Annotated in this window: 29 protein-coding genes; 12 read left to right on the top strand and 17 right to left on the bottom strand. The window is 64.0% G+C overall.

Annotation, left to right across the window (positions count from 1 at the left end; genetic code table 11):
* The first annotated feature begins 150 nt into the window (after window positions 1-150).
* Entirely contained in the window at window positions 151-678 is a 528-nt protein-coding gene (gene rcdA / locus IG169_RS04460; RefSeq protein ID WP_193174962.1) for a protease adaptor protein RcdA, read from the top strand.
* A gap of 77 nt (window positions 679-755) precedes the next feature.
* Here rcdA and rpmE read toward each other — a convergent pair whose 3' ends face one another.
* On the bottom strand, window positions 756-977 hold the full coding sequence (rpmE, locus tag IG169_RS04455; protein ID WP_193174961.1) for a 50S ribosomal protein L31: 222 nt from the start codon (window positions 975-977) through the stop codon (window positions 756-758).
* 208 nt (window positions 978-1,185) lie between these two features.
* Between rpmE and IG169_RS04450 the strand changes: the two genes are divergently transcribed.
* Window positions 1,186-2,991: an ABC transporter transmembrane domain-containing protein gene (locus IG169_RS04450; protein ID WP_193174960.1), complete on the top strand. Its 1,806-nt coding sequence runs from the start codon at window positions 1,186-1,188 to the stop codon at window positions 2,989-2,991.
* 60 nt (window positions 2,992-3,051) lie between these two features.
* On the opposite strand, the gene IG169_RS04445 is transcribed toward IG169_RS04450, so the two are convergent.
* The 6 genes from IG169_RS04445 to IG169_RS04420 form a co-directional block, all read right to left on the bottom strand.
* Window positions 3,052-4,080: a peptidoglycan -binding protein gene (locus IG169_RS04445; protein ID WP_193174959.1), complete on the bottom strand. Its 1,029-nt coding sequence runs from the start codon at window positions 4,078-4,080 to the stop codon at window positions 3,052-3,054.
* A 2-nt stretch (window positions 4,081-4,082) separates the two neighbouring features.
* A complete protein-coding gene (locus IG169_RS04440) occupies window positions 4,083-5,111 on the bottom strand; it encodes a flagellar motor protein MotA (protein ID WP_193175221.1) in 1,029 nt (342 codons plus the stop codon).
* Window positions 5,112-5,218: 107 nt separating this feature from the next.
* On the bottom strand, window positions 5,219-6,019 hold the full coding sequence (locus IG169_RS04435) for an inositol monophosphatase family protein (protein WP_193174958.1): 801 nt from the start codon (window positions 6,017-6,019) through the stop codon (window positions 5,219-5,221).
* A 39-nt stretch (window positions 6,020-6,058) separates the two neighbouring features.
* Window positions 6,059-6,622, bottom strand: a complete 564-nt coding sequence (efp, locus tag IG169_RS04430; RefSeq protein WP_193174957.1) for an elongation factor P — start codon at window positions 6,620-6,622, stop codon at window positions 6,059-6,061.
* Between the two features lie 115 nt (window positions 6,623-6,737).
* Window positions 6,738-7,781 carry a tetratricopeptide repeat protein gene (locus IG169_RS04425; RefSeq protein WP_210325856.1) on the bottom strand — a complete coding sequence of 348 codons (1,044 nt, stop codon included), beginning with the start codon at window positions 7,779-7,781 and terminating at the stop codon, window positions 6,738-6,740.
* On the bottom strand, window positions 7,778-8,434 hold the full coding sequence (locus IG169_RS04420) for a thiamine phosphate synthase (RefSeq protein WP_193174956.1): 657 nt from the start codon (window positions 8,432-8,434) through the stop codon (window positions 7,778-7,780). The genes IG169_RS04425 and IG169_RS04420 overlap by 4 nt, the downstream gene beginning before the upstream one ends.
* A gap of 143 nt (window positions 8,435-8,577) precedes the next feature.
* On the opposite strand from IG169_RS04420, the gene IG169_RS04415 reads away from it, so the two are divergent.
* On the top strand, window positions 8,578-9,348 hold the full coding sequence (locus tag IG169_RS04415; protein ID WP_193174955.1) for a sulfite exporter TauE/SafE family protein: 771 nt from the start codon (window positions 8,578-8,580) through the stop codon (window positions 9,346-9,348).
* 31 nt (window positions 9,349-9,379) lie between these two features.
* Window positions 9,380-9,646, top strand: a complete 267-nt coding sequence (locus tag IG169_RS04410) for an ArsR/SmtB family transcription factor (RefSeq protein WP_193174954.1) — start codon at window positions 9,380-9,382, stop codon at window positions 9,644-9,646.
* A gap of 22 nt (window positions 9,647-9,668) precedes the next feature.
* Here IG169_RS04410 and IG169_RS04405 read toward each other — a convergent pair whose 3' ends face one another.
* Complete coding sequence (locus IG169_RS04405; protein ID WP_193174953.1) at window positions 9,669-9,845, bottom strand: YdcH family protein; 177 nt, start codon at window positions 9,843-9,845, stop codon at window positions 9,669-9,671.
* Window positions 9,846-10,029: 184 nt separating this feature from the next.
* Here IG169_RS04405 and IG169_RS04400 point away from each other — a divergent pair, with 184 nt between their 5' ends.
* From IG169_RS04400 to IG169_RS04375, 6 genes are all read left to right on the top strand, one after another.
* Entirely contained in the window at window positions 10,030-10,233 is a 204-nt protein-coding gene (locus IG169_RS04400; RefSeq protein ID WP_193174952.1) for a YdcH family protein, read from the top strand.
* A gap of 36 nt (window positions 10,234-10,269) precedes the next feature.
* Window positions 10,270-10,761, top strand: coding sequence for a 5-(carboxyamino)imidazole ribonucleotide mutase (purE, locus tag IG169_RS04395; protein ID WP_193174951.1), 492 nt, complete (start codon window positions 10,270-10,272; stop codon window positions 10,759-10,761).
* On the top strand, window positions 10,758-11,840 hold the full coding sequence (locus tag IG169_RS04390) for a 5-(carboxyamino)imidazole ribonucleotide synthase (protein WP_193174950.1): 1,083 nt from the start codon (window positions 10,758-10,760) through the stop codon (window positions 11,838-11,840). The genes purE and IG169_RS04390 overlap by 4 nt, the downstream gene beginning before the upstream one ends.
* Before the next feature lie 98 nt (window positions 11,841-11,938).
* The gene (gene ykgO, locus IG169_RS04385) at window positions 11,939-12,064 is read left to right on the top strand and encodes a type B 50S ribosomal protein L36 (RefSeq protein WP_193174949.1); all 126 of its coding nucleotides are present in this window, start codon (window positions 11,939-11,941) and stop codon (window positions 12,062-12,064) included.
* A gap of 95 nt (window positions 12,065-12,159) precedes the next feature.
* A complete protein-coding gene (locus IG169_RS04380; RefSeq protein WP_246717126.1) occupies window positions 12,160-12,804 on the top strand; it encodes a tetratricopeptide repeat protein in 645 nt (214 codons plus the stop codon).
* 31 nt (window positions 12,805-12,835) lie between these two features.
* On the top strand, window positions 12,836-13,918 hold the full coding sequence (locus tag IG169_RS04375; RefSeq protein WP_193174947.1) for an alpha/beta fold hydrolase: 1,083 nt from the start codon (window positions 12,836-12,838) through the stop codon (window positions 13,916-13,918).
* Here the strand turns inward: IG169_RS04375 and pyk are convergent.
* Both pyk and IG169_RS04365 read right to left on the bottom strand, forming a co-directional pair.
* Window positions 13,885-15,321: a pyruvate kinase gene (gene pyk / locus IG169_RS04370; RefSeq protein WP_193174946.1), complete on the bottom strand. Its 1,437-nt coding sequence runs from the start codon at window positions 15,319-15,321 to the stop codon at window positions 13,885-13,887. The genes IG169_RS04375 and pyk overlap by 34 nt on opposite strands.
* On the bottom strand, window positions 15,318-15,773 hold the full coding sequence (locus IG169_RS04365) for a DUF1036 domain-containing protein (RefSeq protein ID WP_246717125.1): 456 nt from the start codon (window positions 15,771-15,773) through the stop codon (window positions 15,318-15,320). Before IG169_RS04365 ends, pyk begins: the two co-directional genes overlap by 4 nt.
* Before the next feature lie 233 nt (window positions 15,774-16,006).
* Between IG169_RS04365 and IG169_RS04360 the strand changes: the two genes are divergently transcribed.
* A complete protein-coding gene (locus IG169_RS04360) occupies window positions 16,007-16,315 on the top strand; it encodes a DUF1244 domain-containing protein (protein ID WP_193174944.1) in 309 nt (102 codons plus the stop codon).
* A 12-nt stretch (window positions 16,316-16,327) separates the two neighbouring features.
* Here IG169_RS04360 and IG169_RS04355 read toward each other — a convergent pair whose 3' ends face one another.
* The 3 genes from IG169_RS04355 to IG169_RS04345 form a co-directional block, all read right to left on the bottom strand.
* The gene (locus IG169_RS04355) at window positions 16,328-17,548 is read right to left on the bottom strand and encodes an SGNH/GDSL hydrolase family protein (RefSeq protein WP_193174943.1); all 1,221 of its coding nucleotides are present in this window, start codon (window positions 17,546-17,548) and stop codon (window positions 16,328-16,330) included.
* A gap of 51 nt (window positions 17,549-17,599) precedes the next feature.
* On the bottom strand, window positions 17,600-18,820 hold the full coding sequence (locus IG169_RS04350; protein ID WP_193174942.1) for a lytic murein transglycosylase: 1,221 nt from the start codon (window positions 18,818-18,820) through the stop codon (window positions 17,600-17,602).
* A gap of 117 nt (window positions 18,821-18,937) precedes the next feature.
* Entirely contained in the window at window positions 18,938-20,551 is a 1,614-nt protein-coding gene (locus tag IG169_RS04345; RefSeq protein WP_193174941.1) for an outer membrane beta-barrel protein, read from the bottom strand.
* Between the two features lie 155 nt (window positions 20,552-20,706).
* On the opposite strand from IG169_RS04345, the gene IG169_RS04340 reads away from it, so the two are divergent.
* Window positions 20,707-21,702 (top strand): KpsF/GutQ family sugar-phosphate isomerase, encoded by a 996-nt coding sequence (locus IG169_RS04340; protein WP_193174940.1) that lies wholly within the window; start codon window positions 20,707-20,709, stop codon window positions 21,700-21,702.
* 6 nt (window positions 21,703-21,708) lie between these two features.
* On the opposite strand, the gene IG169_RS04335 is transcribed toward IG169_RS04340, so the two are convergent.
* The 4 genes from IG169_RS04335 to IG169_RS04320 all read right to left on the bottom strand — a co-directional run bounded on the left by IG169_RS04335 (window position 21,709) and on the right by IG169_RS04320 (window position 26,447).
* A complete protein-coding gene (locus IG169_RS04335) occupies window positions 21,709-22,173 on the bottom strand; it encodes an NfeD family protein (protein ID WP_193174939.1) in 465 nt (154 codons plus the stop codon).
* 16 nt (window positions 22,174-22,189) lie between these two features.
* Window positions 22,190-23,185, bottom strand: coding sequence for an SPFH domain-containing protein (locus tag IG169_RS04330; RefSeq protein ID WP_193174938.1), 996 nt, complete (start codon window positions 23,183-23,185; stop codon window positions 22,190-22,192).
* A gap of 95 nt (window positions 23,186-23,280) precedes the next feature.
* Complete coding sequence (gene hemH, locus IG169_RS04325) at window positions 23,281-24,345, bottom strand: ferrochelatase (RefSeq protein WP_193174937.1); 1,065 nt, start codon at window positions 24,343-24,345, stop codon at window positions 23,281-23,283.
* A gap of 137 nt (window positions 24,346-24,482) precedes the next feature.
* Window positions 24,483-26,447: a 5'-nucleotidase C-terminal domain-containing protein gene (locus tag IG169_RS04320; RefSeq protein ID WP_193174936.1), complete on the bottom strand. Its 1,965-nt coding sequence runs from the start codon at window positions 26,445-26,447 to the stop codon at window positions 24,483-24,485.
* Window positions 26,448-26,513: the final 66 nt, after the last annotated feature.

The raw sequence follows: 26,513 nt of genomic DNA, 5'->3' as shown, positions 1-26,513 counted from the left end.
CGGCACAGGCCATCCCGGCCGTTAACCTTGCATTAAGCATGTTCTTGCGCTGAACTGTTAACATCTCCAATATGCCAGTGTGCTGCAGCGCCTCAGCGCATACATCACCAGCAACAACAAACGGCGCAGCGTTTAGGCAGGGTCCCCGGTATGTCTGAGTTGATCAAACGATCAAACACCATCAGTTTCATCGAACGCAAAGCGTCGTCCACCGCATTCAAGAAGCTCTATGCCGACGGCATGGGCCTCGTTGAGGAAACGGCGGCCTATCTCGACGGCGAAGGCCGCGCCGAGGCCAAGCGCCTCAGCCGCGTGTCCGCCACCCTCTATGCCGCGGAATCGATGCGTCTGACCACGCGGCTGATGCAGATCGCCTCCTGGCTGCTGCTCCAGCGCGCGCTCAATTCCGGCGAGATGAGCCGCGAGCAGATGATGTCGGAAAAGAAGAAGATCCGCCTCGACACGACGTCCGCCAAGCTGACCGCGGCCGGCTGGAACGAGCTTCCCGATGCCTTCAAGCTTTTGGTGAACCGCTCGCTACGGCTGCAGTCCTATGTCTACCGCCTCGATCAGGATCTGTTCGGCGAGCCCGAAGAGACCCCCGCCCTGCCGGCCGCCAAGGATAATCCGGTCGGCTCGCAGCTCGAACTTCTGCGCACGGCATTCGCAGCCCGCTGATCAGGGCCGTGCTCGCGCAACAAAAAAGCCCGGACGCATCGTCCGGGCTTTTTGATTCAGCGAAGAGTTGCGTGCGATCAGACGCCGAGGCCTTCGTAACGCTTCTTGAACTTCGAAACGCGGCCGCCGCGGTCGAGCAGGTTCTGCTGGCCGCCGGTCCATGCCGGATGCGACTTGGAGTCGATGTCGAGATTCATGGTCTCGCCTTCGGCGCCCCAGGTCGACCGGGTCATGTATTCGGTGCCGTCGGTCATGACGACCTTGATCATGTGGTATTCGGGATGGATATCAGCCTTCATGTTCTCTGTCCTGCCTTGCGGGCGGGTGATAGGCCGGCATGTCCGCCTTCGTCCCGCGTGTCCGAAATCACGAAAGCCGTGCGCCATTTGGCCACGGCTTCCCAAAAAGATGCGCAGCCTATACATCACCCTCGCCTGAAGCTCAAGACCGGCGCAAAACACAAAACGGCCCGAATCGCACCGGAACAGAAAACGGGATGGAAAAAACATGACTGACACGCCGCAAAATGCCCCGGCTGAACGCAAACGCCAGCCGTTGCGGCCGCTTGCGCGGATGTGGCCCTATCTGAAAAACTACAAGGGCCTCGTGACCGGCGCCGGCATTTCGCTCGTCGTCGCGGCTGGAACGACGCTGTCGCTTCCCACGGCCGTGCGGCGGATGATCGATCACGGTTTCTCCAACAGCGACGGCCAGCTGATCAACAACTACTTCGCCATGCTGGTGCTGATCGCGGCGCTGCTCGCCACCGCCAGCGCGTCCCGCTATTATTTCGTCATCACGCTCGGCGAGCGCGTCGTCTCCGACATCCGCCGCGACGTCTTCGCGCATGTCATGACGCTCTCCTCCTCCTTCTTCGACAGCGCCATGTCCGGTGAAATCGTCTCGCGCCTGACCGCCGACACCACGCAGATCAAATCCGTCGTCGGCGCCACCGCGTCCGTCGCGTTGCGCAACGCCATTCTCGGCATCGGCGCGCTGGGCATGATGGTCATCACCAGCCCGGCGCTTTCGGGCATCGTCATCGCCGCCATTCCGATCATCATTCTTCCGCTCGTCGCTTTCGGCCGCCGCGTGCGCGCACGCTCCCGCATCGCGCAGGACACCCTTGCCGACGCCACCGCCTATGCCAGCGAGGCGATCTCCTCGGTGCGCAGTTTCCAGGCCTTCACCAACGAGGCGATGGCGACGACGCGTTTTGCCGGCGCGGTCGAGGCGGCGTTCAACGCCGCGCGCATATCGGCGCGCACCCGCGCGGGCCTGACGGCATTCGCGATCTTCCTGGTGTTTTCCAGCGTCGTCGCGGTCCTGTGGATCGGCGCCCAGAACGTCCTCACCGGCGCCATGTCGGCCGGCACACTCGGCCAGTTCCTGCTTTACGCCGTCTTTGCTGCCGGCGCGCTTGCCGCCCTGTCCGAGGTTTGGGGCGAGTTGCAATTGGCCGCCGGCGCCGCCGAACGCCTGACCGAGCTTCTGGACGAAGCCCCGGTGATCGTGTCGCCGAAAAATCCGGTTCCGCTCCCTGTCCCGGCGAAAGGCGCAGTCGCTTTCGAGAAGGTCTCGTTTGCCTATCCGACACGCCCGAACGACCGCGCCGTCAGGGATCTCGACTTCACGATCGAACCCGGCGAGACCGTCGCCGTGGCCGGACCGTCCGGCGCCGGCAAGAGCACGCTCTTCGCGCTGCTGTTGCGCCAGTACGATCCCACCGACGGCCGCATCCTGATCGACGGCGTCGATCTGCGCCAGGCAGCGCTCCCCGAGGCCCGGTCGCGTTTCGCCATCGTGCCGCAGGACGTGACGGTCTTTTCCGGTACCGTCGCCGACAACATCGCCTTCGCCCGGCCCGGCGCAACCCGTGACGCGGTGATCGATGCCGCGAAAGCCGCCCAGGCCCACGTCTTCATCGAAGCCCTGCCCGATGGCTACGACACCGAGGTCGGCGAGCGCGGATTGACGCTGTCCGGCGGCCAGCGCCAGCGCATCGCCATCGCCCGCGCGATCCTGCGCGACGCACCGATCCTGCTGCTCGACGAAGCGACCTCGGCGCTCGACGCCGAAAGCGAAAAACTGGTGCAGAAGGCGCTCGAGGAACTGATGCGCGGCCGCACCACCATCGTCATCGCGCACCGCCTCGCGACCATTCTGAAGGCCGACCGCATTCTCGTCATGCAGGAAGGTCACATCGTCGAGGAAGGCACCCACCAGTCGCTGACGAAGCGCGAGGGCGGCATCTATTCGCGCCTCGCCAAGCTGCAGTTCGACGATTCCGCCGTAGCCGGCGCCGCCGAATAAAGGTTTTCCCAACAAAGCGAAATCAGCTTCGCCGTCCGAAAACGCGGCGTAAGAAGCCGGTCAGCGCTCGGTCAGCTTGAGCTCGATGCGGCGGTTGCGCGCCCGCGCCTCGTCGGTGTCGGCCGGATCGAGCGGCTGATATTCGCCGAAACCGGCGGCCACCAGCCTTTGCGGCGACACGCCCTGTCCGATCAGGAACTTCACCACCGAGATGGCGCGCGCGGCCGAAAGGTCCCAGTTGTCCTTGAAGCGCCCGCCGGAGATCGGCACATTGTCGGTGTGGCCGTCGACGCGCAGCACCCAGTTGATCTCCTCGGGAATCTCGCGCTGCAGGTCGATGATCGCGGAGGCGAGCTTCTTCATCTCTTCCGCGCCCGCCGGATTGATATCCGCCGAGCCGGAGCCGAACAGCACCTCGGACTGGAACACGAAACGGTCACCGACGATGCGGATGTTTTCGCGGTCGGACAGGATCTCGCGCAGCCGCCCGAAGAAATCCGAGCGGTAGCGGTTCAGTTCCTGCACCCGCTGAGCGAGCGCGATGTTCAGACGCCGCCCGAGATCGGCGATTTTGGTGTTCGATTCGCGGTCGCGCGCCTCGGACGCGTCCAGCGCGTCCTCGAGCACCGCGATCTGCTTGCGCAACGCCGAGATCTGCCGGTTGAGCAGCTCGACCTGGCTGAGCGCGCGCTGGCTGATCTGGCGCTCGTTGTCGAGCGTTTGCGACAATTCGCCGATCCGCGCCTCGGCGGCGTCCGAAGCTCCGCTGCCGGCCGCCAGCATGCTTTCGAGCCGCGAGCGCTCCTGCTCGGCCGTCGCAAGCGAAGCCTGCAGCGCGACCAGCTGGTCCTCGGCGTCCTGGCGGTTGCTTCGTTCCAGCGACAGCAGTTGCGTCAGCTCGTTGATCTGCGAATTGAGCCGGTTGAGAACGGCGTCCTTGCCGGAGATTTCCTGGCTGAGCAGGAACTGCGCCAAGACGAAGACCGACAGCAGGAACATGATCGCCAGGAGCAGCGTCGACAGGGCATCGACGAAACCGGGCCAATAGTCCACACGCCTGTCATGGCGGCGGTTCCGGGCAAGCGCCACCGCTATTTGCTCCTGTCGTTCTTCTCGATCGAAGCGGTGAGCTTGTCGAGGGTCTTGCGCATGGCTTTCTGTTCTTCGGCCTGGGATTCGACCCAGTCACGCATCATCTGCTGCTCGGAGCGCATGTTGCGCACCAGCCCCTGGATTCCCTCGGCGAGATTGGCCATCGCCGCAGTCGCCCGCTGGCTGCCGCCGGTGCCGCCCTGCATGGTTTTCAGCGCCTCGGCGACGGTCTTCATGTCCTGTCCGTCGCCGCCCGCCGCCACTTGCGCCAGGCCGGAATTGGGATCTGTCACTGACGCGAGCCAGTTTTCCAGTTCGGTGTAGAAACGGTTCTGCGCGCGGCCGGCCTGCAGGTCGAGGAAACCGAGCACCAGTGATCCGGAAAGCCCGAAGAGAGACGACGAAAACGCCGTGCCCATGCCGTCCAGCGGCGAGCTCAACCCGGCTTTCAGCGTCTCGAGGATGTCGTTGACGTCGCCCGATCCCGGTTCCAGCGACTGGATCGTCGAGCCGATCGAGCCGATGGTCTGCAACAGGCCCCAGAAGGTGCCGAGAAGGCCAAGGAAGACGAGAAGGCCGATCAGGTAGCGCGAGGTATCGCGTGACTCGTCGAGCCGTGTCGCGATCGAATCGAGGATCGAGCGCGTCGACAGCGTCGACAGCGTCACCGCCTGCTGGCGGGATAAAAGCGAGCGCATCGGCGCCAGCAGCACCGGCTCGCGCCGCGCCGCCATCAGCGTGTCGCCGGAGCGGAACGTGTTGACCCAGCGCACTTCGCGGAAAAGTCCGATCACCTGCAGGAACACCAGGATGATCCCGACGGCGAGAACGCCGAGGATGAGCCCGTTCAGACCGGGATTCGTCACGAAGGCCGTCGAGACCTGGCGATAGAGGATCGCCGCCACGAAACCGACGATGACCAGGAAGATGATCATCGAAAGGAGGAAGACCTGCGGATTCGAAAGGCGGTAGGGATCGAAACGGCCATGCGCCGGCGTCGGCGCGCTCGTCTGTTCAGTTTCGCCCATCGTCATTCCGTATTTCCTTTGCCCGCGATTGTCCTTTCGGATGCGGCGACCTTAGCGAAAAACATGGCAGAAATAAAAGAACCGATCGACGCTTCGGCGCCGCGTGCTCAGCTTTTTGCCAGCGGCTTGCTGATCGTCGAAATCAGCGCCTTCTGGATCGCCTCGTTGCCGGCGACTATGTCGCCGCGCCCGAACATGTCGGTGCCGCCGGCCAAATCCGTAACGAAGCCGCCCGCCTCGCGGATAAGAACGATCCCGGCGGCCATGTCCCAGGGCGAAAGCGCTTCCTCCCAGAAACCATCGAGGCGTCCGGCGGCGACATAGGCAAGGTCGAGCGCCGCCGCGCCGGTACGCCTGATGCCGACGGAATCGGACATCACATTGCGCAACTGCACAAGGAAACGGCCATGGTCGCCACGGCCGAGATGCGGGATGCCGCAGCCGACAATGCTGTCCGACAGGCTCTTGCGCGCGGCCACGCGCAAGCGGCGGTCATTGAGAAACGCGCCGCCACCCTTTTCGGCGGTGTAGAGCTCGTCCGTCGCCGGATTGAAGATGACGCCGGCGACAAGCTGGCCCTGCCGTTCCAGCGCCAGCGAGACCGCGAAATGCGGAAAGCCGTGCAGGAAATTCGTCGTTCCGTCGAGCGGGTCGATGATCCAGCGGTGCTGGGCGTCCTTGCCGGCCACCTCGCCGCTTTCTTCCATCAGGAAGCCGTAATCCGGGCGGGCGCGTTCCAGTTCCGCCCGCAGCGTCTGCTCGGCGCGCATGTCCGCCTGGCTGACGAAGTCGCCCGGCCCCTTGACCGAGACCTGCAGGTTCTGCACCTCGCCGAAATCGCGCGACAGGCCACGGCCGGCCTTCATAACGGCCTGGACCATCACGTTCATGAGTGCGGAGCGCGCCATTGATTGTCTTTCCTCTGCTTTTCCGGGTAACGCCGCCGGTCAGTCGGCGCGGCGCAGATAGGCGATTTCGTTGGTATCGACGAGGACCTTTTCGCCGGACGCGATGAAGGGCGGCACCAGGATGCGCACGCCGTTTTCGAGCACGGCCGGCTTGTAGGACGACGCCGCCGTCTGGCCCTTGACCACCGGATCGGCTTCCGCGATTTCGAGCACGACCTGGTCGGGCAGCTTGATGCCGATCGGCCGTTCCTCGTGCATTTCCACGGTCACCATCATGCCGTCCTGCAGGAACGCGGCGCGGTCGCCGACGAATTCCTTTTGCAGTTCCAGCTGCTCGTAGGTTTCCGTATCCATGAACACCAGAGCATTGTCCTGCTCGTAGAGGAACTGGAAGTCCTTTTGTTCGAGGCGGACGCGCTCGACGGTTTCACTGGCGCGGAAGCGTTCGTTCAGCTTCGTGCCGTCGATCAGGTTCTTCAGTTCCACCTGATTGAAGGCGCCGCCCTTGCCCGGCTTCACCGCATTGCACTTCACCGCGACCCAAAGACCGCCATTGTGCTCGACCACATTGCCCGGCCTGATTTCGTTACCGTTGATTTTCATCTGAGTTCACCGATTTTGGGCCCGAAACCAGACGGGCCTGAGATTGGGCGGTTCAAGACCACAATTGCGTCGATCTTTCAAGCGGCACGCGCGGGAACGCGCGATCCCGGCCGTTTCAGCGCAGCTGGTTGGCCCGGTCGAGGGCGGCCCGCTGTTCCTCCTGGGTCAGCCCTTCCCAGAAATCGTCCAGCGCCCGGTCGCGCAGGCCCGCGCGCCGCGCGACGATATACCAGGCCGCCGCTTCCGCCTCGTTGGGGTCCGTGCCGAGCGCGCCCCAGTAGAGCTTGGCGACACCTGCCTGTGCCGCGACATTGCCGGCCCTGGCGGCGCGCAGCGTCCAGGCGAACGCCTTTTCGAGGTCACGTTTCCCGCCGACGCCATGCAGGTACCAGTTGCCGAGTTCGAACTGCGCCGTGTCGTAGTTCTGGCGCGCCGCCTTCGTCAGCCACTTGCGCGCTTCGGCATAGTCCTGGGTGATGCCACCGGTCCCGTTGGCGAGATACTGGCTGACGGCATATTGCGCGTCGGCGATGCCCTTTTGCGCCGCGCTCAGGAAATAGGGATAGGCTTCCTTGATGTTCTGGCTGCCCGGCCGCTCGTCGATCAGCAGTTGCGCGTAATTGAACTCGGCATTGCCGTTGCCGGCATCGGCGGCCGCCTTCATCAGGCTGCGCGCCTGTTCCTTTTGCGCCTCGTCCGGTTTGCCCTGCAAAAGGATCAGCGCATATTGCAGCTGCGCTTCCGGCACGCCCTGTTTCGCCGCCTTCATGTACCAGTCCGCGGCCTTGCTCCGGTCGCGCGGCACGCCGAGACCGCGGGCATAGATCTCGGCAAGAAGGGTCTGCGCCGCCGCGTCGCCCTTTTCGGCGCGCGGCAGCGCGAGATTGCGCGCCGTCAGGTAGAGCCCGCGCTGATAGGCGCCGAAGGCCTCGTCCGGCGGCCGTTCCCCGAACCGCGATGGCGCGACGCTGGTTTCATCCGGAACGGGCCCGTTGTCCGTCGCGGGGCGTGCGCCGGTCGTATTCGACGCTTCGCCGGCAGCGGTGCCCGCATCCGCCGGCATTTGCGCGGCAATACCCGTCGCGGGAGCGCATACCAGCATCGCCGCGAGCGCCGCCGACACAACCGTCCCGGCGCGGTATGTCCGGCCGGCCGTCATCCTTTTCCCGAAAACGCGTAATCTTCGAGGATTTCGTTTGCCTGCGTGACCGCCGCGGCGGGATCGATGCCTTCACCGAAGACCGCGCGCGAAAGCGCGACGAACTCCGCGTCGGTCGCGGCCGCCTCCCCGAGTGTGGCAAGCGACGCACCGCCCATCACGATGCAGGGAATCTCGATCATGCTGGCCCACCATTCGGCCAGTGCCAGGTTCTTGCGATGAGGTCCCGGATGCGTGTCCTGGCCGAACCGGCCGAAAAACATGTAGTCCGGCCGCACTTCGCCGAGATCCAGTGCCCGGTGGCGCGTCTCGGCCCCGCCGGTTCCCACGATTTGCTGGCCGCGCGATTTCTCCACTGCCTCGGCGAGGGCCTCGACGCCGGTATCGACGTGTAGTCCGTCGGCGCCGGACCGGCCGAATGCCTGCGTGTCGTTGACCGCGATCGCCGCGGCGCCGTGTGCCTGGACGACCGGAATGCACGCCTCCAGATGCCTTTGGTAAGACGACGCGTCCATTCCGTAGGCGGGAAGGATCACCGATGCGACATCGCCGCCGGTCAGCGCCGCCTCGAGCCGGGCGGCGAATTCGGGCCCGGACGATCCGTCCGGGGCAATCAGGACGAGCCTGCAACGATTTGTTATGGAATGTGTCATGACCGGCTTACTATGGTTACGGCGTCCGCGCTTCAACTGTAAAAACGACGGTTTTACGACAACCCCGCCCGCCCGATGCCTGCATTCCCTCGTTGACTTTCGCTGTGCATGAGCGAGAACGCCTTCCGAAACCCGGATCCCGCATGATTTTCATTTCCGATCCCCTGTTTTATCTGGCCGCCATTCCCGCGGTCATTTTCGTCGGCCTGTCGAAGGGCGGGCTTGGCGGCGCCATGGCCTTGATCGGCGTGCCGATGATGGCCCTTGTTACCTCGCCCGTCAAAGCGGCCGCGATCATGCTGCCGATCCTGATCGTCATGGACATAGTCAGCCTTTGGACATGGCGCGGCAATTACGACCTGCGCACGCTGAAGATCATGCTGCCCGCCGGCATTTTGGGAATCGGGATCGGCTGGTTCACCGCCGCCTGGGTGACCGTGCCGCAGGTCCGCCTGCTCGTCGGCGTCATCGCGCTGCTGTTCGCCGCCGACTATGTCCGGCAGCGTCTGCGCACCGCGCCGGAAGAACCGAAACCGCACAATGTGGCAAAGGGCAGCTTCTGGGGCACGCTTGCCGGCTTCACAAGCTTCGTTTCCCATGCCGGCGGCCCGCCTTATCAGGTCTACACCCTGCCACTCGGCCAGGACCCGAAACTCTATGTCGGCACGTCGGTGATTTTCTTCGCGGTCGTGAACGCGATCAAGCTGGTGCCCTATTTCGCGCTCGGCCAGTTTGACGCCGCGAATCTGTCGACATCACTGGTGCTCATGCCGATCGCGCCGATCGCCACGATTGCCGGCGCATGGGTGGTCAGGCGCATGAACAGGACGATATTTTATCCATTCATGTATACGATGGTATTTCTGGTTGGATTGAAGCTTGTATACGACGGAATAATCAGTTTTGCCGCTTGACGGCGCGTAAGCGCGATTTTACGCATAGTAAATGAGCATCGGAGACTCATTTTTTGCGATCGCGGACCCGCATCGGCGCTTCATCCTCGAGGAATTGCGCCGGAGCTCTCGAACGGTCGGCGATCTTGCCGAGAATCTCCCGGTCTCGCGGCCTGCCGTATCCCAGCACATGAAGATACTTCTCGACGCAAATCTTGTCTCGGTTAAGACCGAGGGGACGCGACGGATATATTCTCTCAACGAAGCGGCATTCATGCCGCTTACCCTCTGGCTGGATCAGTTCTGGACCGGCGGCTGATGCGCCGGTCCTTTTGAACGCTTCAGTGCCGCGTCTCGGAGCGGAGGCGTTCGATTTCCTCTTTCAGGCGTAACTTCTCACGCTTCAATTGCGTCAGCTCGGCTTGATCGGGCACAGGTCGCGACATGATTTGGGAGATTTCCGTTTCCAGAACACCATGTTTGCGCAAAAGGGATTCAAGGTGAGCTTCCACCGACATGAGTATGCCTCCTTCCAGTTTGTTCGGCCAATCCCGGCCGGACTTGATATGGTCGCACGAAATGCGCTTTCTGTCGAATACGCAGGTGTGGAAATAGGTAGAGAATTGTTGCAAAGAGGATAGCAATTGCGACCTTCGCGAACCGCCCCTTGAAAAGGCCGAACGAAAACAAAAAGGACAGGGCATGTCTGACCAGGACCAGGCCGATTTGCGGCTTGCCTATGCGCGGCTCAAGCAGGAGCACGCCGACTACGATACAGCCATCGACGCCATGATCACCGTCGGCTGCAACGTGATGCAGATCCAGCGCATGAAGAAAAAGAAACTGGCGATCAAGGACACGCTGCAGAAGCTGGAAGACCAGATCATCCCCGACATCATCGCCTGAACGCCCCGCCACAGATACCGACACCGGAACACCGCCATGCCTGCAAAAGTCGCCATCATCATGGGCAGCCAGTCCGATTGGCCGACCATGCGCCACGCCGCCGGGATCCTCGACGAGCTCGGCGTTTCGCACGAGGCGCGAATCGTCTCCGCGCACCGCACCCCCGACCGCATGTATGAATTCGCGAAGTCAGCGAAGGCGGAGGGCTTCCAGGTCATCATCGCCGGCGCCGGCGGCGCGGCACATCTGCCGGGCATGACCGCGGCGCTCACCCCGCTGCCCGTTCTCGGCGTTCCGGTCCAGTCGAAGGCGCTGTCCGGCGAGGATTCGCTCCTCTCCATCGTCCAGATGCCGGCCGGCATCCCGGTCGGCACACTTGCCATCGGCAATGCCGGCGCGACCAATGCCGGACTGATGGCGGCCGCCATCCTCGCGCTTGGCGACGAGGTGCTCGCAAAACGTCTGGACGAATGGCGCGCGGCTCGCACGGCGGCTGTCGCCGACCGGCCGTCGGACGACGCGCAATGAGCCTCGATCGCGGCGCGACGATCGGCATTATCGGCGGCGGCCAGCTCGGCCGCATGCTCGCCATGGCCGCTGCCCGCCTCGGGTTTCGCACCTGCGTCCTCGAACCGCAGCGGGACTGCCCGGCGGCCCAGCTCTGCAACGAACAGATCGTTGCCGCCTACGACGATGCCGCTGCGCTTGCCGATCTGGCGGCGCGCTGCGATGTCGTCACCTACGAATTCGAAAACATCGCGTCCGATGCGGTGCGCCCGCTGCAGGAAGCCGGCCTTCTCCGCCCCGGCGCGCTGGCGCTCGAAATCGCCCAGGACCGGCTCGTCGAAAAGCGCTTTCTCAACGACAACGGCATCCGCACCGTGGCGTTTCGCGATATCGCGGACGCCGCGAGCCTCGCCGATGCACTCGCCGAGTTCGGCGGACGCGGTATCCTGAAGACGAGGCGCTTCGGCTATGACGGCAAGGGTCAGGTCCGCTTTCGCGGCGACGCCACCGACCCCTCGCCGGAAGAGGCGCTGAACGAGCTCGGCAACGTGCCAGCCATTCTGGAGGAATTCGCGCCCTTCGTGGCTGAGATCTCGGTGATCGCCACGCGGGCCGTGGATGGAACCGTCGTCTGTTTCGATCCGCCCCGCAACGTGCACGAGAACGGCATTCTCGCCACCTCGACCGTTCCATGCGGAATGACCGCATCCGTCGGCAGCGCCGCGAAGGACGCGGCAGCGAAGCTCGCCGGTGCGCTTTCCTATGTCGGGACACTCGGCCTGGAATTTTTCGTCATGGACGACGGCAGCCTGCGCGCCAACGAATTCGCCCCGCGCGTCCACAATTCCGGCCACTGGACGGAAGCGGCCTGCACGGTTTCGCAGTTCGAGCAGCATGTCCGTGCGATTGCGGGCTGGTCACTCGGCGACGGTGCCCGTCACAGCGATTGCGTAATGGAAAACCTGATCGGAGACGACATCGCCCGCATTACCGTGCTGGCCGGCGAGGCGGACGTGCTCGTCCACGACTACGGCAAGTCCGAAAGCCGCCCGGGCCGCAAAATGGGCCATTTCACGCGCATTCGCCCCCGGATCGGTTGACATCGGGGCGAATTTACGGTTATCCACCGCCCCACTGGATTTGCGCGCCTGAAGGCGCGTTTTTATTTGAGCCCGGACGGGCCACCATAGGCGATAAAATGAAGATCAAGAACTCGCTCAAGGCGCTGAAGACCCGTAACCGCAACAACCGGCTCGTTCGCCGCAAGGGTCGCGTTTACATCATCAACAAGCAGAACCCCCGCTTCAAGGCGCGTCAGGGCTGATTGTTGTCGCGGCGCGAGCGCGCCGCAGGCGTATCACACGATTTTGCATTTGACGTTTGCGTTGCGGTCAATACCTTGTCCGCATGCGAACGTTTTTGCGCTTTCTGACCCTCTCCGCGATTCTCGCCATTGGCGCGCCTGCCGGCCATGCGCAGGAATTTGACGAGCCCGGCACCGGGGAGCCGCTCCCCGTCCCCGAGGAAAACCTCGTTGCGCCGCCGCCTGTCTATGACGACGTGCCGCTGGCGGCCGCGCCGGAAAAGACCCGGCTCGACGATCTGTTCGACAAACTGAAGAAGGCGCGCGATCCGCGCTACGCCCGGACGCTGGCCGACAGCATCTGGTCGGAGTGGTTCCGCTCGGGCAGCGCCACGGTCGATCTAATGCTGGGCTGGGCAAACACCGCCTTCGAGGAAAAGAAATACAACGTCGCGCTCGACTTCCTCGATCAGGTCGTAACCCGCGCCCCGGATTTCGCCGAAGGCTGGAACCGCCGCGCGACGGTTCACTACGCGATGGACAATTTCGCCAAGGCGATGACCGATATCGAGAAGGCACTGGAACTGGAACCCCGCCATTTCGGCGCGCTCGCCGGCATGGCGACGATCCTGGAGCGGACCGGCAAGAAGGAAGCCGCGCTCAAGGCCTGGGAGCGCGCGCTCGACGTCTATCCTGCCATGGAATCGGCACAACAGGCGGTTATCCGCCTGTCTGACGAACTCGCCGCTGATCCTGTCTGATCCGGCACCCCGACACGAAAGCCGCCTGCACATGAATCTCGTCTCTGTGGCGCTGCTGTCCATTGCCGCGATTGCCCTCGTGCTGGCCGCGGCGACCCGCATCGGCGTCCGCAACATTGAGCGCAACCACCCGCCAACCGGTGAATTCGCGACCGCGAACGGCACGCGGATGCACTACGTCCTGGAAAAGGCGGACGACGGAGCCGATCTGCCGCCGGTCGTCTTTCTGCATGGCGCAAGCGGCAATCTCGCCGACCAGATTATCGCCTTCCGCGATTCTCTCGCCGGGCGCGCCGACCTGCTCTTCGTCGACCGGCCCGGACACGGCTGGTCGTCGCGCGGCCCCGGGACAAACGATTTGCCCGACGGTCAGGCGGCGACAATCGCGGCGCTGATGGACGAACTCGGCATCGCGAAAGCCATCATCGTCGGTCACTCCTTCGGCGGCGCGATCGCGGTCTCGTTCGCGCTCAACCATCCCGAAAAAACCGCGGGAACCGTGTTCCTCTCCGCCGTCAGCCATCCTTGGCCGGGCGGCATCAGCTGGTATTACAACCTGACGGTCGTGCCGGTGATCGGGCGGCTGTTCACCGAGACCTTCGTGCTGCCCTTCGGCCTGACCCAGATCGAGCAGGGAACGGCTGGCGTCTTCGCGCCGAACAGGCCCGTCGACAATTACATCAAGCGAACCGGCGTGGCGCTGGTCCTGCGGCCGTTTCACTTTCGCGCCAACGCCGTCGATGTCACCCGCCTGTTCGACTATGTCACCCGCACGGCGCCGCTCTATCCGCAGATCAAGTCACCCGCCGTGATCATCACCGGCGACAAGGACACGATCGTGCTGCCGCGCGTTCACTCGCTCGGGCTGAAGCGCGATCTCGAAAACGCCGAACTGGTCTGGGTCCGCAATCTCGGCCACAAGCCGGATTATGTCGCAACCGGCCTCGCGGTCGCGGCGATCGAGAAACTGGCCGGCAAGCCGCGCGATCTCCAGGCCGAGGCACGCAAGCTCGAGGCGAAGATCGCCTCCGACCACTACGGTCCGGTCGAACGGTCGCTCGGAGACATCTCTCCGCCCGGTCAGATACCCGACAGACCGTCCGAACCGATATAGGCGATACGCAGCATGTTGGTCGCGCCGGGCGTGCGCAGCGGGACGCCGGCGGTGATGATGATCCGGTCGCCCGGCTTGGCGAAGTCCTCGCGAAACGCAATCCGGCAGGCACGGTCGACCATGTCGTCGAGATCGACGGCGTCTTCCGTCACCACGCAATGCAGTCCCCACACCAGAGCCAGCCGGCGCGCCGTCTCGATCACCGGCGACAGCGCGATGACCGGCGTGTCCGGACGCTCGCGCGAGGCGCGCAGCCCCGTCGTGCCCGAAGCCGTGTAACAGACGACCGCCGACAGTTTCAGCGTGTGGGCGATCTGCCGCGCCGCCGCCGAGATCGCGTCCGATCCGGTCGCCTCCGCATCCGGGCGCTGCGCGTTCAGGATCCCCGGGAAGAGAGGGTCCTTTTCGACTTTCTCCGCGATCCGCGACATCGTCTCGACCGCCTCGACGGGATAGTCGCCGGCGGCCGATTCCGCCGACAGCATGACGGCGTCGGCGCCCTCGAAGACGGCGGTCGCGACATCGGAAACCTCGGCGCGGGTCGGCACCGGCGCGGTGATCATCGATTCCAGCATCTGCGTCGCCACGACCACCGGCTTGCCGGCCTTGCGCGCCGCGCGCGTGATCTGCTTCTGGATGCCCGGAACAGCTTCCAGCGGCATTTCGACGCCGAGGTCGCCGCGCGCCACCATGATCGCGTCCGACAATTCGATGATCTCGTCGAGACGCTCGACGGCCTGCGGTTTCTCGATCTTCGACAGCAACCCGACGCGCCCGCGGGCGATCTTGCGCACTTCGGCGAGATCCTCCGGCCGCTGGATGAAGGACAGCGCCACCCAGTCGATTTCCTCTTTCAGGACGGCATCGAGATCGGACCGGTCCTTCTCGGTCAGCGCACCGACGCCAAGCGTCGTATCCGGCAGGCTGACGCCCTTCTTGGTGGAGATCTTCGTGCCCGAGACGACCTTGCAGACGATCGAGGTGCCGTCGCATTTTTCGGCGACGAGCTGCAGCCTGCCGTCGTCGATCAGCAGGCGGTGGCCCGGCTGCACGGCTTCCAGGATTTCCGGATGCGGCAGATAGACGCGCGTCTTGTCCCCCGGTTCGTCGCGGTTGTCGAGCGTGAAGGTCTGTCCCGGCTCGAGTTCGACCGATTCCCCGGCAAAGGCGCCCACCCGCAGCTTCGGCCCCTGCAGGTCGGTGAGAATGCCGATCGGCCGGCCGACCTGCTTTTCAACCGTGCGGATGCGCTTGACGAGTTCGCGCATCAGCTCGTGGCTGGCATGGCTCATATTGATGCGGAAGGCGTCGGCGCCTGCGTTGTGCAGCTTGGCGATCATCTCCTCCGTCGACGAGGAAGGGCCGAGCGTGGCCAGAATCTTGACTTTTCGGCCGCGCTTCACTGACCATCTCCTTGCTGCGTGATCAGCGGAGTCTGGGGAATGGTCCCCGCCGCCGGATCCGGTTCATCGACCAGCTGGACCATCCAGTTCGTCTGGTTTCCCGTGTCGTATTCGCGGAAACCCGCCTTCTGGAAGCCGCGCGCGTAACAGTCGTTCACGCCGGTGATCTTGAACTGCAGTTCTGCGATGCACATGCTGATCGGCCCGTCCCAGCGCCCCCCGCGTACGCCGTCCTCGGCGTACAGATAATAATAGCGCGACTCCAGCGGCCCTTCGATCAGGGTCTTGCAGGTCGAGCCTTCGATGGCCCACCACCCTTCCGTGATCCAGCCGGCGCGCGCCCGGTAGCCGATGGCGACGCCGACGAGATCCTGTGTTGCATTGCACACGCGAAAATCGGCATGCGCCCGCGGCACGGCGACAAGCGCCGAACCGGCCAGGATGAAAAGCATCGCGAATAACCGCATGCAAATCGATTTATCGAGGCGGTTTATCGGCATTCCGGATGACATTGATGTGACGCAGAACAAATCGCTATTCCCTTGGACGTTTGTCGCATGGCAACACTTTATGTCAATGCAAAGGTGCAACACACCACCGTTTTGCGTGCCTCGGCGTGCGAAGGCTTGAACGCCCGGCGGCGGCGCCGATATGGAAAGGACCGCCGAGACATGGAGAATTCCCGATGACAGATATTTCGCCGGACAAGCAGACCGAGTTGGAAGCTGCCGCTTTCCGTCGCCTCGTTTCGCATCTGCGCGAACGCACCGACGTCCAGAACATCGACCTGATGAACCTCGCCGGCTTTTGCCGCAACTGTCTGTCGAACTGGTACCGCGAGGCCGCCGAAGCCGACGGCCTGGCGATCAGCAAGGAGGAATCGCGCGAGATCATCTACGGCATGCCTTACGAGGAATGGCGCGCAAAATACCAGACCGAGGCCAGCGAGGAAAAGAAGGCGCGCTTCGCCGAGGTGGCGCCGAAACACGGCTGAGCGCCGCGCCGTTCAACCCGGCCAGTCGAAATCGTTTGCCCGGCCGGGCTTCGGCGGCGGCGGCACACCGTCCTGGACCAGCTGCTGGCGCAAGGTCTTCGCCTGCAGGGGATTGTTGGACGGCCGCGCCACCGGCGCGTTGATGTCGCCAAGCAGCGCCGTCCCGCCGTCCAGGTCCGGGTCGGAAAGCGGAATCGGATCGAAACGCACGAATTCGCTCTCGCCCTGAAGCGGCGGCAGCCGCATCGTCGAATAGCTCTCCGGCGCCAGCACCGTGAGCAACGGAGCGGTCGCATCCCCGAACATCTGCCGAATTTGCCGCTCGACATAGAAGGCGAGCTTGCGCTTGCCCTCCTTGGTGAAGTTGATCCCGTCGGAATTGCGCAGCCGCACGGTCTGCCCGTTGATGTCCGAACCGGTCTGCACGAATGCGCCGTCCTGGTCGACGAACCCGTCCCAGATATCGACGAAGGAGCCGCCGACCGCCTCGACCGCCGTGCGGTAGAATTCGTTGAAGGCGAGAATGTCCGCCGACATGGACTTGAAGCGGAACGGCGGCCCGCCGACCCAGATGAACGGGACGCCGCTTGCCCTGACCGCCGCCGCGAAACGGTTGACGCGGGCGACATATTCCTTGTCCCACGCTTCCGTGCGCACCTTCTCCGAGTGTCCGTCGACGCGCATCGCCTGCCGGTCGTTCGAGCCGATCATCATGATGACCAGCGCCGGCTTCTCCTCCTCGAGGATCGGCCCGATGGACGCCGGCCAGTCGTAGAAATCATCGCGGACGAAACCCGATGAACCGTTTGCGCGCGACACGACCTTGATCGTCGGCACGTCGGCGAAGGCCTCTTCCAGCCCCTGCGCAAGCCCGCCGGCGATGAAATCGCCCACCACGAGGATGACGCGGGCGGTTTCGAGTTTCTCGACGGTATCTTGCGGCGGTGCGCTCGCCGGTTCGACGCGGCTGCTGGAACTGCTCCGGCTTTTGCGCGGAGAGGAGACACTCGGCCGTTTCGCCCGACTTTGGGGAGGCACTTCCTGGATCTGCGGCCGGGACCCGCCGCCGCGGAACAGAAGATCGAGCAAGGTGCGCTGGCGCTGCTGTTCCTGCGCATGCGCCGCCGCCGTTGCAAGGCCGGGCAGCCGCGCGAGATCGGCGACGCCCTGCACGAAGACGGTGGCGAGCGCCAGCGTCACGAACAATCGAAAGATGCGAAACAGATACGCCAAAACCCGTAATCCCCGGCGCCGCAGCTCGCCTTCCGGCTGTCGCGCGCCTCGTCAGTTGCGCCGCAGCACCTTTAACAGTTCCATCGACGCATAACCATCCTGTTGCAGGCCGTAGCGGGCCTGGAACGAGAGGATCGCCGTGCGCGATGCCGGGCCGATCTTGCCGTCAACCTCGCCGTCATAGAAACCGGCACGCTTGAGACGCTGCTGCAATTCCTCGCTTTCGGAAATGTTGAGCTTCGTGAACGGCCGTGTCCAGTCCTTTTGCGGCGGCGGAAATCCGGCGATCTGGTCGGCGAGAAGTCCGACCGCCAGCGCATATTTGTCGGCGTTGTTGTAACGCTTGATGACGAAAAAGTTCTTCACCATCAGGAACGCCGGCCCGTCGCGACCCTGCAGCACCTTGAGCACGGCCGACTGGCCCGGCCGCGGGAACGGTTTGCCGTTGGCGCGCGTCACCCCGATGCCCTGCCATTTCGCCAGCGACATCGATCCGCCCGGGAATTTTCGGCCCGGCGGAAGGGTGACCTCGTAGCCCCATGTCTCGCCGGCCTGCCAGCCGTTGCGCTTCAGCAGATTGGCGGCGGTCCACAAGGCATCCGGGACCGAGTTCCAGATGTCGCGGCGGCCGTCGCCGTCACCGTCGACGGCAAAGGCGAGATAGCTCGTCGGTATGAATTGCGTGTGCCCCATGGCGCCGGCCCAGGAACCGACGAGCCCGTTGCGCGACACGTCGCCGCGCTGCAGGATCTTGAGCGCCGCGATCAACTGTCCGCGCGCATATTTCGCGCGCTTGCGGTCGGCATAGGCGAGCGTCGCCAGCGCCTGCGGCACGTAGTGCAGCCGGTCCTCCCGTTTCAGGAACTCGCCATAGTCGGATTCCATCGACCAGATTGCCAGGATGATGTTGCGATCCACCCCGGTCTTGCGTTCGATGGCGTCGAGCAGACGCTTGTACTTGCGCCCCATCTCGCGCCCGGTCGCGACCGAGCGCTCATGCACGCGCCCGTCAATATATTGCCACGCCTCGTCCTGGAATTCCGGCTGGAAACGCGCCTTTTGCAGGACTTCGGGATCGGGCGCCGTGATGCCGGCGAACGCGTTGTCATAGATCGAAGCCTTGACCCCGTTGGCGACAGCCGTGCGGCGAAAATCGCCGATCCAGCGCTGGAATGCGGCGTCCGCCTGCGCGGACGAGGTCATGAGCGGGCTGAGCAGGACCGCTGCGGATATGATCAGCCCTGCGAACCGGTGACAGGGTTTGTGATCCATGGATGAAACTTCCTTTCTCAGGCGCTGCACGAAATCGGGTGCCATTTCGGCCGGCCGGGTTCTGATCTTGGCGGTCAGGATTGCCCGACTAGGTGGCATAATTTCGGCATTCGCCGGTCAGCGTTGCAACCGCAGACCGATGAATGCGGTTGTCTTTTTCGAGCGGTTCGTCGGCTCCGTACTCATTGTCTGCTCGTGGCCGATCCGCGTCGTCAAACCGGCGAACCGGTTGAACCAGTAGGTTAGCGCCGCGCTTGCCGAGAGCGTGAACTCGTCCGCCTCGCCATGCGAGTCGCGATAATCGGCGCCAAGTCCCGCCTCCGCTGTCAGATTGGCGCGTATCCGATGCGTCACGCCGAGGTCCGCCGCGTAAAGCAGCGCTCCGCTTGCGCCGGCCGTGCCACTCGTTTCCGTCGACGTGGACAGCCCGAGGCTGACATCGGTCTCGCGGCGCGGCGACCAGTTCAAAGACGCGTCGACCGCAAGGCCGGCGAGATCTTCCAGCGCCGGGTCGGCGATGTCTTCGCGGATGTAGCCGGCGGCGATTTCGCCGTTCAGTTTCTCGCCGAGATCGATCGCGGTTCCGACTTTCAGACCGTAGCGCGTCGCATTGCGGTCGAGGCCGCCGCTGTCGGGAATGCTGTCCATGCGGCGAATGCCGTAGGAAGCCTCGACGAAGGGCGCCAATGCCGGCGAAAGCTCGAAACCGGCGCGCAGCTTTCCGTCATAGACGGTGTTGTCGAGATCGCTCTGCGAAACGCTCGTGCCGTTGCTCAGATCGGCCGCGCCGTAGAGTTCGCGGGTCGCCGCGATCTCCGTCTGCCCGTAGAGCTTGCCGAAATCGTGCCGCAGCGCCAGCGATCCGTCGAAGGTCTGCGTCACCGGATCGTTGGTGCCAGTCACGGCGGGAACCAGCGCCGGGTCCGTCGCCGCGAGATAGGCGGCCGACTGCGCGTCGTCGAGATCGTAGTTGTAGCCGAGCGAACCGGTCAGCGTCGTGTCGCGGCCGATATCGAACCGGCCCGTGCCGTCGATCGCCAGTTCGGGCGTCAGGTCGTTGCCGTTCTGGACGGTGCGCTGCAGCCGTCCGTAGGCGGTCACGTTCAGCGCATGCCGCGCCCAGTCGGAATCGAGCTGCAGCCGCAGCGAGGAATCAGCAAGCAGCGAGTTCGAAGTATATTCGCTGACGACGGGCGGCGCGCCACTTTCGGACGTCGTGGTTTCGCGCTTCCCCGTCAGCCCCAGTTCCACCGTCGGACGCAGGATGAAGCTACCGAGCCGGACGCCGGTCGCGGCGAACGGATCGTCCTCCGGCGCCACGCCCTGGCCCTGGACCGGGCCGATGCGCTGCGCGGGAAGCACGCGCGTTGCCGGCTCGGGGATTTCGCTTTGCGGGACCGGCTTTGCCGCCGGAACGGCGGTTGTCGAAGCCGTCGTGCCGAAATCGAGATCGTCGGTCCCGTCCGTAGACGCTGCGGTCGTTCCGTCCGCGGCTGCGCCCGTATCGAGTGTCTGGTAGGTCGGCGACGAAATGCCCTGCCCGGCTGTCCCCGTGACGGTGCCGTCGGTCGCCGTCAAGGCCGGGTCGCCGACATCGCCGCGCAGCGCGCCAAGCGTCTGTGCATCCGCCGGCAGGACCTGCGCGACAGCCATCGCCACGCCGCAAAGCAGCGCGGCGCGCGCCCGGCGCCATCGCCGGATCGGATGCGTCCTGATAGGGACCGTCGGCACGGCCTGTCACCTCGTTTTTTCCTTACCGAAACCTAAACAGCCACGGTTAATGAATGCTTAGGAAAAGAGGGAAACTGTGCGTATTCGGCCGGCCGCGCCGGCCTGCGGCAGCATAGTTCATGGACAAAACGGCGGCAGTGGAGTAGCGGTCGGCAATGAACAGCAAAGCGCATAAAATGGAGCCTTTGGCCGAGCCGGTCGTGTCCGCCCTGAAGACGCTCTCCTTCGAACAGAAGGGGCTGGAAGCCCTTGCGTCGGCGATCGGCAACGGCCTTGGCGAACCGTTCATGCAGGCGATCGGCGTCATCCGGAAAATCACCGGCAGGGTGATCGTCACCGGCGTCGGCAAGAGCGGTCATATCGGGTCGAAAATGGCCGCGACGCTGGCCTCGACCGGAACGCCGGCCTTCTTCGTCCATCCCGCCGAAGCCAATCACGGCGATCTCGGCATGATCGCCCGCGACGACGCGATCGTCGCCATGTCCTGGTCGGGCGAAACCCAGGAACTGAGCGGCATCCTGCGTTATTCGCGCCGCTTCGAAATCCCGCTGATCGCGATCACCGCCGGCGCGAGTTCCACGCTGGCGCGCGAGGCCGACATCGTCCTCACCCTGCCGAAGGCCGAGGAAGCCTGCCCGCACGGTCTGGCGCCGACGACCTCGACGCTGATGCAGCTCGCGCTCAGCGACGCGCTTGCCGTCGCGCTCCTGGAAAGCCGCGGTTTCAGCGCGTCGGATTTCCGCACCTTCCATCCGGGCGGCAAGCTCGGGGCGAGCCTCATGCATGTCAGCGAGATCATGCATACCGGGGACCGCTTGCCGCTGGTGGCCGTCGGTACGAGCATGCGAGAAGCGATCATGCGCATCTCGGAAAAGGGTTTCGGTTGCGTCGGCGTCATAGATGGTGGCGGAAAGCTTCGCGGTATCATCACGGACGGCGACTTGCGCCGTCACATCGATTCCGACCTCCTGTCGATGAGCGTCGACGACGTCATGACGACGAATCCCAAGACAATTACCGGCGATATGCTGGTCGCTTCCGCGCTGACCATCGTCAACACTTCGTCGATTACCGCCCTGATGGTGGTCGACGCCGGCAAGCCGGTCGGCATCGTTCACCTGCATGACTTGCTGCGAGTCGGCGCGGCCTGACGGCGTTCAGACGCCCTCGACGTCGAGCCGGTCCGAATTGCCGCCCGAAATCCGGACTTTCGTGCCGGCCGGCATGTCCGGCCCCTTCACGCGCCACAGCGTATCGCCGAGCCGCACATGGCCGACGCCGTTGACGATCGGCTGCTCCAGCGTCGCCGTCTGGCCGACAAGCTGCCCCACGCGGTCGTTGAGCAGCGGTTCGTCGCTCGGTCCCTCGTTGCGCGAAAGCCACGAGCGTCCGGAATAGGCGAGAACGACGGACAGGATCAGGAAGGCGAGCACCTGCACCTGCCAGACCCAGAGTTCGGCGCCAAGTCCCCAGACGACGAGCGAGATCGCCCCGACGACGAGGGCGGCGGCCCCGAGCCACAGGAAGAAGATGCCGGGCGCGAGGATTTCCAGCCCGAGCAGGATCAGCCCGAGAATGATCCAGCTCCAGCCGCCGAATTCGTGTAGAAGATCGAGGATCATGTCCGCTCTCCGCGCCTTACGACCGGTCGCCCACGGGCGGCGGCTGGCGCGTGGCGGGCACCGTGCGGCTGCGGCTCTGGGTTGCCGGTTCCGCATTGTCGCCGAACACTTCCCTGGCGATCGCGCCGATCCCGCCGAGCGATCCGATCAGCGACGCGGCTTCCATCGGCATCAGCACTATCTTCTGGTTCGGCGCGGAGCCGATCGCCTGCAACGCCTCGGTATATTTCTGCGCGACGAAATAGTTGATCGCCTGGGTCGAGCCGTCGGCGATCGCCTCGGAGACCGAGCGCGTCGCGTTGGCTTCGGCTTCGGCGAGACGTTCGCGCGCCTCCGCCTCGCGATAGGCCGCTTCGCGCTCGCCTTCCGCCTGCAGGATCGCCGCCTGCTTCATGCCTTCGGCGCGCAGGATCTGCGCCTGCCGCGCGCCTTCGGCCTCGAGAATCTCGGCGCGCTTGTCGCGTTCGGCCTTCATCTGCCGGCCCATTGATTCGATCAGGTCGGATGGCGGATTGATGTCCTTGATCTCGATACGGGTGATCTTGATGCCCCACGGACTGCCGGCCTCGTCGACGACGCGCAACAGCCGCGTGTTGATCGCGTCGCGGTTCGACAGCAATTCGTCGAGATCCATCGAGCCCATCACGGAGCGGATATTGGTCATCGTCAGGTTGAGGATGGCGTTTTCGAGTCCGGAGACCTGATAGGCCGCCTTCGGCGCGTTCATCACCTGGTAGAAGCAGACGCCATCCGCCTCGACGGACGCGTTGTCGCGCGTGATCACGACCTGTGTCGGAACATCGAGCACCTGTTCCATCATGTTCATCTTCGAACCGATGCGGTCGAAGAACGGAACGATGATGTTGAGACCGGGATCCAGCGTACGGGTATATTTCCCGAACCGCTCGACCGTATAGGCAAATCCCTGCGGCACGGTCTTGATCGCCGCAAACAGCAGGATGACAACAAGCGCGGCAAAAACCGCAATGGCAATATCGAGACCACCGAACATCAAGCCCTCCAGACGCCGCAAGCGGCATTACGTCATCTTGTCTTTAATATGGGGACGTAAACCGGTGATTACGATATCGGCTTGAATGCGGACGCCTAAATCCAGCCCTGCAGTTCCCGCCGCACCATCGCCTCGATCACCGCCATGCCCTCGTCGGAATCGTTCAGGCACGGGATGTGGGTGAAGTTCTTGCCGCCATGTTCGTGGAAGATCTCGCCGCCTTCGACGGCGATCTCCTCCAGCGTCTCCAGGCAATCCGACACGAAACCGGGATTGAACACGGCAAGCGATTTCACGCCGTCCTTCGCCAGTTCCTCTATCGTCTTGTCCGTATAGGGCTGCAGCCATTCCTCCGGCCCGAACCGCGACTGGAAGCAGGTCAGCAATCGCCCCTTTTCCCAGCCGAGCCGCTGCTCGAGCAGGCGCGACGTCTTCTGGCAATGGCAATGATACGGGTCGCCGCGCTTGAAATAGCTCTGCGGAATGCCGTGATAGGACGCGATGACCTTCTCCGGCTCGAAATCGATCGTCGCCAGATGCTGCTCGATGGAGCGCGCCAGCGCCTCGATATAGACCGGCTCGTCGTGATAGGCCGGAACCGTGCGCACCGCCGGCATGAACCGCGTCGCCATCAGCGATTCGAACACCTTGTCGTTCACGGTTGCCGTCGTCGCCGCCGAATATTGCGGGTAGAGCGGGAAGACGAGAATGCGGTCGCAGCCCTGCTCGCGCAGCGCCGTGATGCGGGAATCGATCGACGGATTACCGTAGCGCATCCCCCAGTCGGTGATCACCTCGGGATGTCCTTCAAGCGCCGCGCCCAGCTTTTCGGCCTGCGACCGCGTGTAGGTGCGCAGATAGCTCTCGTCGAGCTCCTTGTTCCAGATCGTCTCATAGGCCTTGCCGACCTTGCCCGGACGGGTTCTGAGCACGATGCCGAACAGGATCGGATACCAGACCGGCTTCGGCCACTCGATCACCCGCTTGTCGGTCAGGAACTCCTTCAGATAGCGCCGCATCGACTTGGTGTCGGTCGCGTCCGGCGTGCCGAGATTGACCAGCAGGACGCCGATCTTCTGGATCTTCACCGGCGGGTGGTCCGGCGGCAGCGGTCCCACCGCCCTCGCCTCGTCGCGGTCGATCTTGGTCGTGATGTTCATCGTCTCGTTCCTTTGGCGGTGGAACCTAGCCGCAAACGCCGCAAATTCAATGCCGGATGGCGACGCATTGCCCTCCGCCGGAACGAAAAAGGGCGCGGGTTGTTGCCCGCGCCCTCGTGGTTTCGAAAATGCCGTCCTCAGTTCGGAATGGTCAGTTCGGTTCCGATTTTCAGGCCGCGCTTGCGCATGCCCGGATTGGCTTCGTCGATCTTCCTCCACATCGTCGCATCGCCGTAATATTTCTTGGCGAGATTCCAGAAGTTGTCGCCGGAAACGATGACGTGCTTCCTGGCTTCCATCATCTCGCCATCGGCCTTTTTCATTTCCATGCCTTCGGGCGCGGGCACCATCGGCCCTTCCGTGGAAAGCGAACCGGCGGAAAGCCCGGTCTGTGGCACCTCGATCTTCACCTCGGGCTCCATGGCCGGCTTTTCTTCCATAGCGGGCTTTTCTTCCATCGCCGGTTTCTCTTCCATGGCGGGCTTTTCCTCCATGGCGGCGGACTGGATGCGGCCGTCCGTATAGGGCTTGTACGGGCTGTGGTCGGCGATATAGGTCGCGACCACCTCTTCGAGCCCCGGACCGAAGTCATAGGCTTTCATGCCCTCGGTCTTGAAGACGGAATAGCCGTCGCCGCCCGCGCGCATGAAGTTGTTGGAAACGACGCCGTAGGTGGCATCCGGATCGATCGGCGCGAAGCCGCCGCTGCCGTCCGCGACCATGACGTTGGAAACCCGCGAGCCGGGTTCCGCATTCTCGTCGAAGGTGAATTTCAGGCCTGCGACCTGCGGGAAGCGGCCTGCCCCGTCGGCGATCTGGCTGACGCCGTTTTCGAGCGCCGCGACGACGTCGGCCCCCTTCAACTGGAACGTCGCCACCGTGTTCTGGAACGGCAGCACCGTCAGCACTTCGCCCATCGTCACCTCGCCGGCGTCGATGGAGGCGCGCAAACCGCCGCCGTTCTGGATCGCGATCTGGATGCCCTGGTCCTTCGTCCGGTCGAGCATCGCGTCGGCGACGAGATTGCCCATCGAGCATTCCATCGCGCGGCAGACTTCGCGGCTGCCCTCGATCGCGTCGGCGGTCTCGCCGATCACCTTGTTCTTCAGTTCCTCGATCGGAGCGCCCAGTTCCTTGACGCGCGCCAGCGTCGCCTCGTCGGGCGTCACCGATGCGTCGAGCAGGATCGGATCGCCCGAGGCTTCCTTGACCAGGCCGATATCGGAGAAAGTCACCACGACATCGCCGAGATATTTCGAATAGGCGTAGGCCTGGACGACCGGCACCTTGTAGCCGACCGGATTGTCGACCCAGGTCGGATAGGGCCCGAGTGCCTTTTCGTCGGTGTTCGACAGCAGCGTGTGGCTGTGACCGCCGACGACCACGTCGACGCCCGGGATCTTGGCGATGGCTTCGAGGTCGCGCGGATAGCCGACATGGGTCAGCGCAATGATCTTGTTGATGCCCTGGCCGACGAGGTCGTTGACCGCGGCGGTGATCGAGGCGACGTCTTCGGCGATCACCACGTTTTCGCCCGGCGACGACAATTCGTCGGTGTCATTGGCCACCGCGCCGACGATGCCGATCTTTTCGCCGCCGCGCTCCAGGATCACATAGGGCTTGATGCGGTCGCCGAGCGCCGACTTGTAGCTGGCGAGAATATTGGCCGACACGACCGGGAATTCGACCTTGTCGAGGAACGTGGCGAGACCCGGTTCGCCGTCGTCGAACTCGTGGTTGCCCACGGTCATCACGTCGACGGCCATCTTGTTGAGGAACTCGGCTTCGGCCGCGCCCTTGTAGGTCGTGTAGAAAAGCGATCCCTGGAAGTTGTCGCCGGCGTTCAGGAACAGCACGTTCTGGCCGTCGAGCCGCTTGCGGGCATCCGCCACGGCGGTGACCATCCGGGCGACGCCGCCGAAGCATTTGCCTTCGGTCTCGTCCTCCGCGCCGCAGGTCGAATCGTATTTGTTGATCGATTCGATGCGCGAGTGGAAGTCGTTCATGTGCAGGATGTTCAGCGTGTAGTCGGCGCTGGCGGTTGCCGTGCCGACCGCAAGAACCGACACGCTCAAAGCGGCGAGTTTCAGCAATCGTTTCATTGTGTTCTCCCTCATTGACCGGCGCGCCGGGGTCGTGGAACGCCGCATGGCCCGCTCATCGCATTG

Source organism: Oricola nitratireducens, from assembly GCF_014904745.1.
GTDB classification, from domain to species: domain Bacteria; phylum Pseudomonadota; class Alphaproteobacteria; order Rhizobiales; family Rhizobiaceae; genus Oricola; species Oricola nitratireducens.
Note: the sequence above shows the minus strand (reverse complement) of the source record. Positions and strands in the feature narration are given on the sequence as shown.

Bases quoted from the DNA above. Each gene is read 5' to 3' on its own strand.
- IG169_RS04435 (WP_193174958.1), bottom strand. From the start codon at position 6,019: ATGGCGCGCTCCGCACTCATGAACGTGATGGTCCAGGCCGTTATGAAG.
- purE (WP_193174951.1), top strand. From the start codon at position 10,270: ATGCCTGCAAAAGTCGCCATCATCATGGGCAGCCAGTCCGATTGGCCG.
- IG169_RS04425 (WP_210325856.1), bottom strand. From the start codon at position 7,781: ATGACGGCCGGCCGGACATACCGCGCCGGGACGGTTGTGTCGGCGGCG.
- IG169_RS04390 (WP_193174950.1), top strand. From the start codon at position 10,758: ATGAGCCTCGATCGCGGCGCGACGATCGGCATTATCGGCGGCGGCCAG.
- IG169_RS04410 (WP_193174954.1), top strand. From the start codon at position 9,380: ATGAGCATCGGAGACTCATTTTTTGCGATCGCGGACCCGCATCGGCGC.
- IG169_RS04365 (WP_246717125.1), bottom strand. From the start codon at position 15,773: ATGCTTTTCATCCTGGCCGGTTCGGCGCTTGTCGCCGTGCCGCGGGCG.
- IG169_RS04415 (WP_193174955.1), top strand. From the start codon at position 8,578: ATGATTTTCATTTCCGATCCCCTGTTTTATCTGGCCGCCATTCCCGCG.
- IG169_RS04440 (WP_193175221.1), bottom strand. From the start codon at position 5,111: ATGGGCGAAACTGAACAGACGAGCGCGCCGACGCCGGCGCATGGCCGT.
- IG169_RS04405 (WP_193174953.1), bottom strand. From the start codon at position 9,845: ATGTCGGTGGAAGCTCACCTTGAATCCCTTTTGCGCAAACATGGTGTT.
- efp (WP_193174957.1), bottom strand. From the start codon at position 6,622: ATGAAAATCAACGGTAACGAAATCAGGCCGGGCAATGTGGTCGAGCAC.
- rpmE (WP_193174961.1), bottom strand. From the start codon at position 977: ATGAAGGCTGATATCCATCCCGAATACCACATGATCAAGGTCGTCATG.
- IG169_RS04400 (WP_193174952.1), top strand. From the start codon at position 10,030: ATGTCTGACCAGGACCAGGCCGATTTGCGGCTTGCCTATGCGCGGCTC.
- IG169_RS04340 (WP_193174940.1), top strand. From the start codon at position 20,707: ATGAACAGCAAAGCGCATAAAATGGAGCCTTTGGCCGAGCCGGTCGTG.
- IG169_RS04375 (WP_193174947.1), top strand. From the start codon at position 12,836: ATGAATCTCGTCTCTGTGGCGCTGCTGTCCATTGCCGCGATTGCCCTC.
- rcdA (WP_193174962.1), top strand. From the start codon at position 151: ATGTCTGAGTTGATCAAACGATCAAACACCATCAGTTTCATCGAACGC.
- IG169_RS04335 (WP_193174939.1), bottom strand. From the start codon at position 22,173: ATGATCCTCGATCTTCTACACGAATTCGGCGGCTGGAGCTGGATCATT.
- IG169_RS04360 (WP_193174944.1), top strand. From the start codon at position 16,007: ATGACAGATATTTCGCCGGACAAGCAGACCGAGTTGGAAGCTGCCGCT.
- IG169_RS04450 (WP_193174960.1), top strand. From the start codon at position 1,186: ATGACTGACACGCCGCAAAATGCCCCGGCTGAACGCAAACGCCAGCCG.
- ykgO (WP_193174949.1), top strand. From the start codon at position 11,939: ATGAAGATCAAGAACTCGCTCAAGGCGCTGAAGACCCGTAACCGCAAC.
- IG169_RS04330 (WP_193174938.1), bottom strand. From the start codon at position 23,185: ATGTTCGGTGGTCTCGATATTGCCATTGCGGTTTTTGCCGCGCTTGTT.
- IG169_RS04350 (WP_193174942.1), bottom strand. From the start codon at position 18,820: ATGGATCACAAACCCTGTCACCGGTTCGCAGGGCTGATCATATCCGCA.
- IG169_RS04420 (WP_193174956.1), bottom strand. From the start codon at position 8,434: ATGACACATTCCATAACAAATCGTTGCAGGCTCGTCCTGATTGCCCCG.
- hemH (WP_193174937.1), bottom strand. From the start codon at position 24,345: ATGAACATCACGACCAAGATCGACCGCGACGAGGCGAGGGCGGTGGGA.
- IG169_RS04320 (WP_193174936.1), bottom strand. From the start codon at position 26,447: ATGAAACGATTGCTGAAACTCGCCGCTTTGAGCGTGTCGGTTCTTGCG.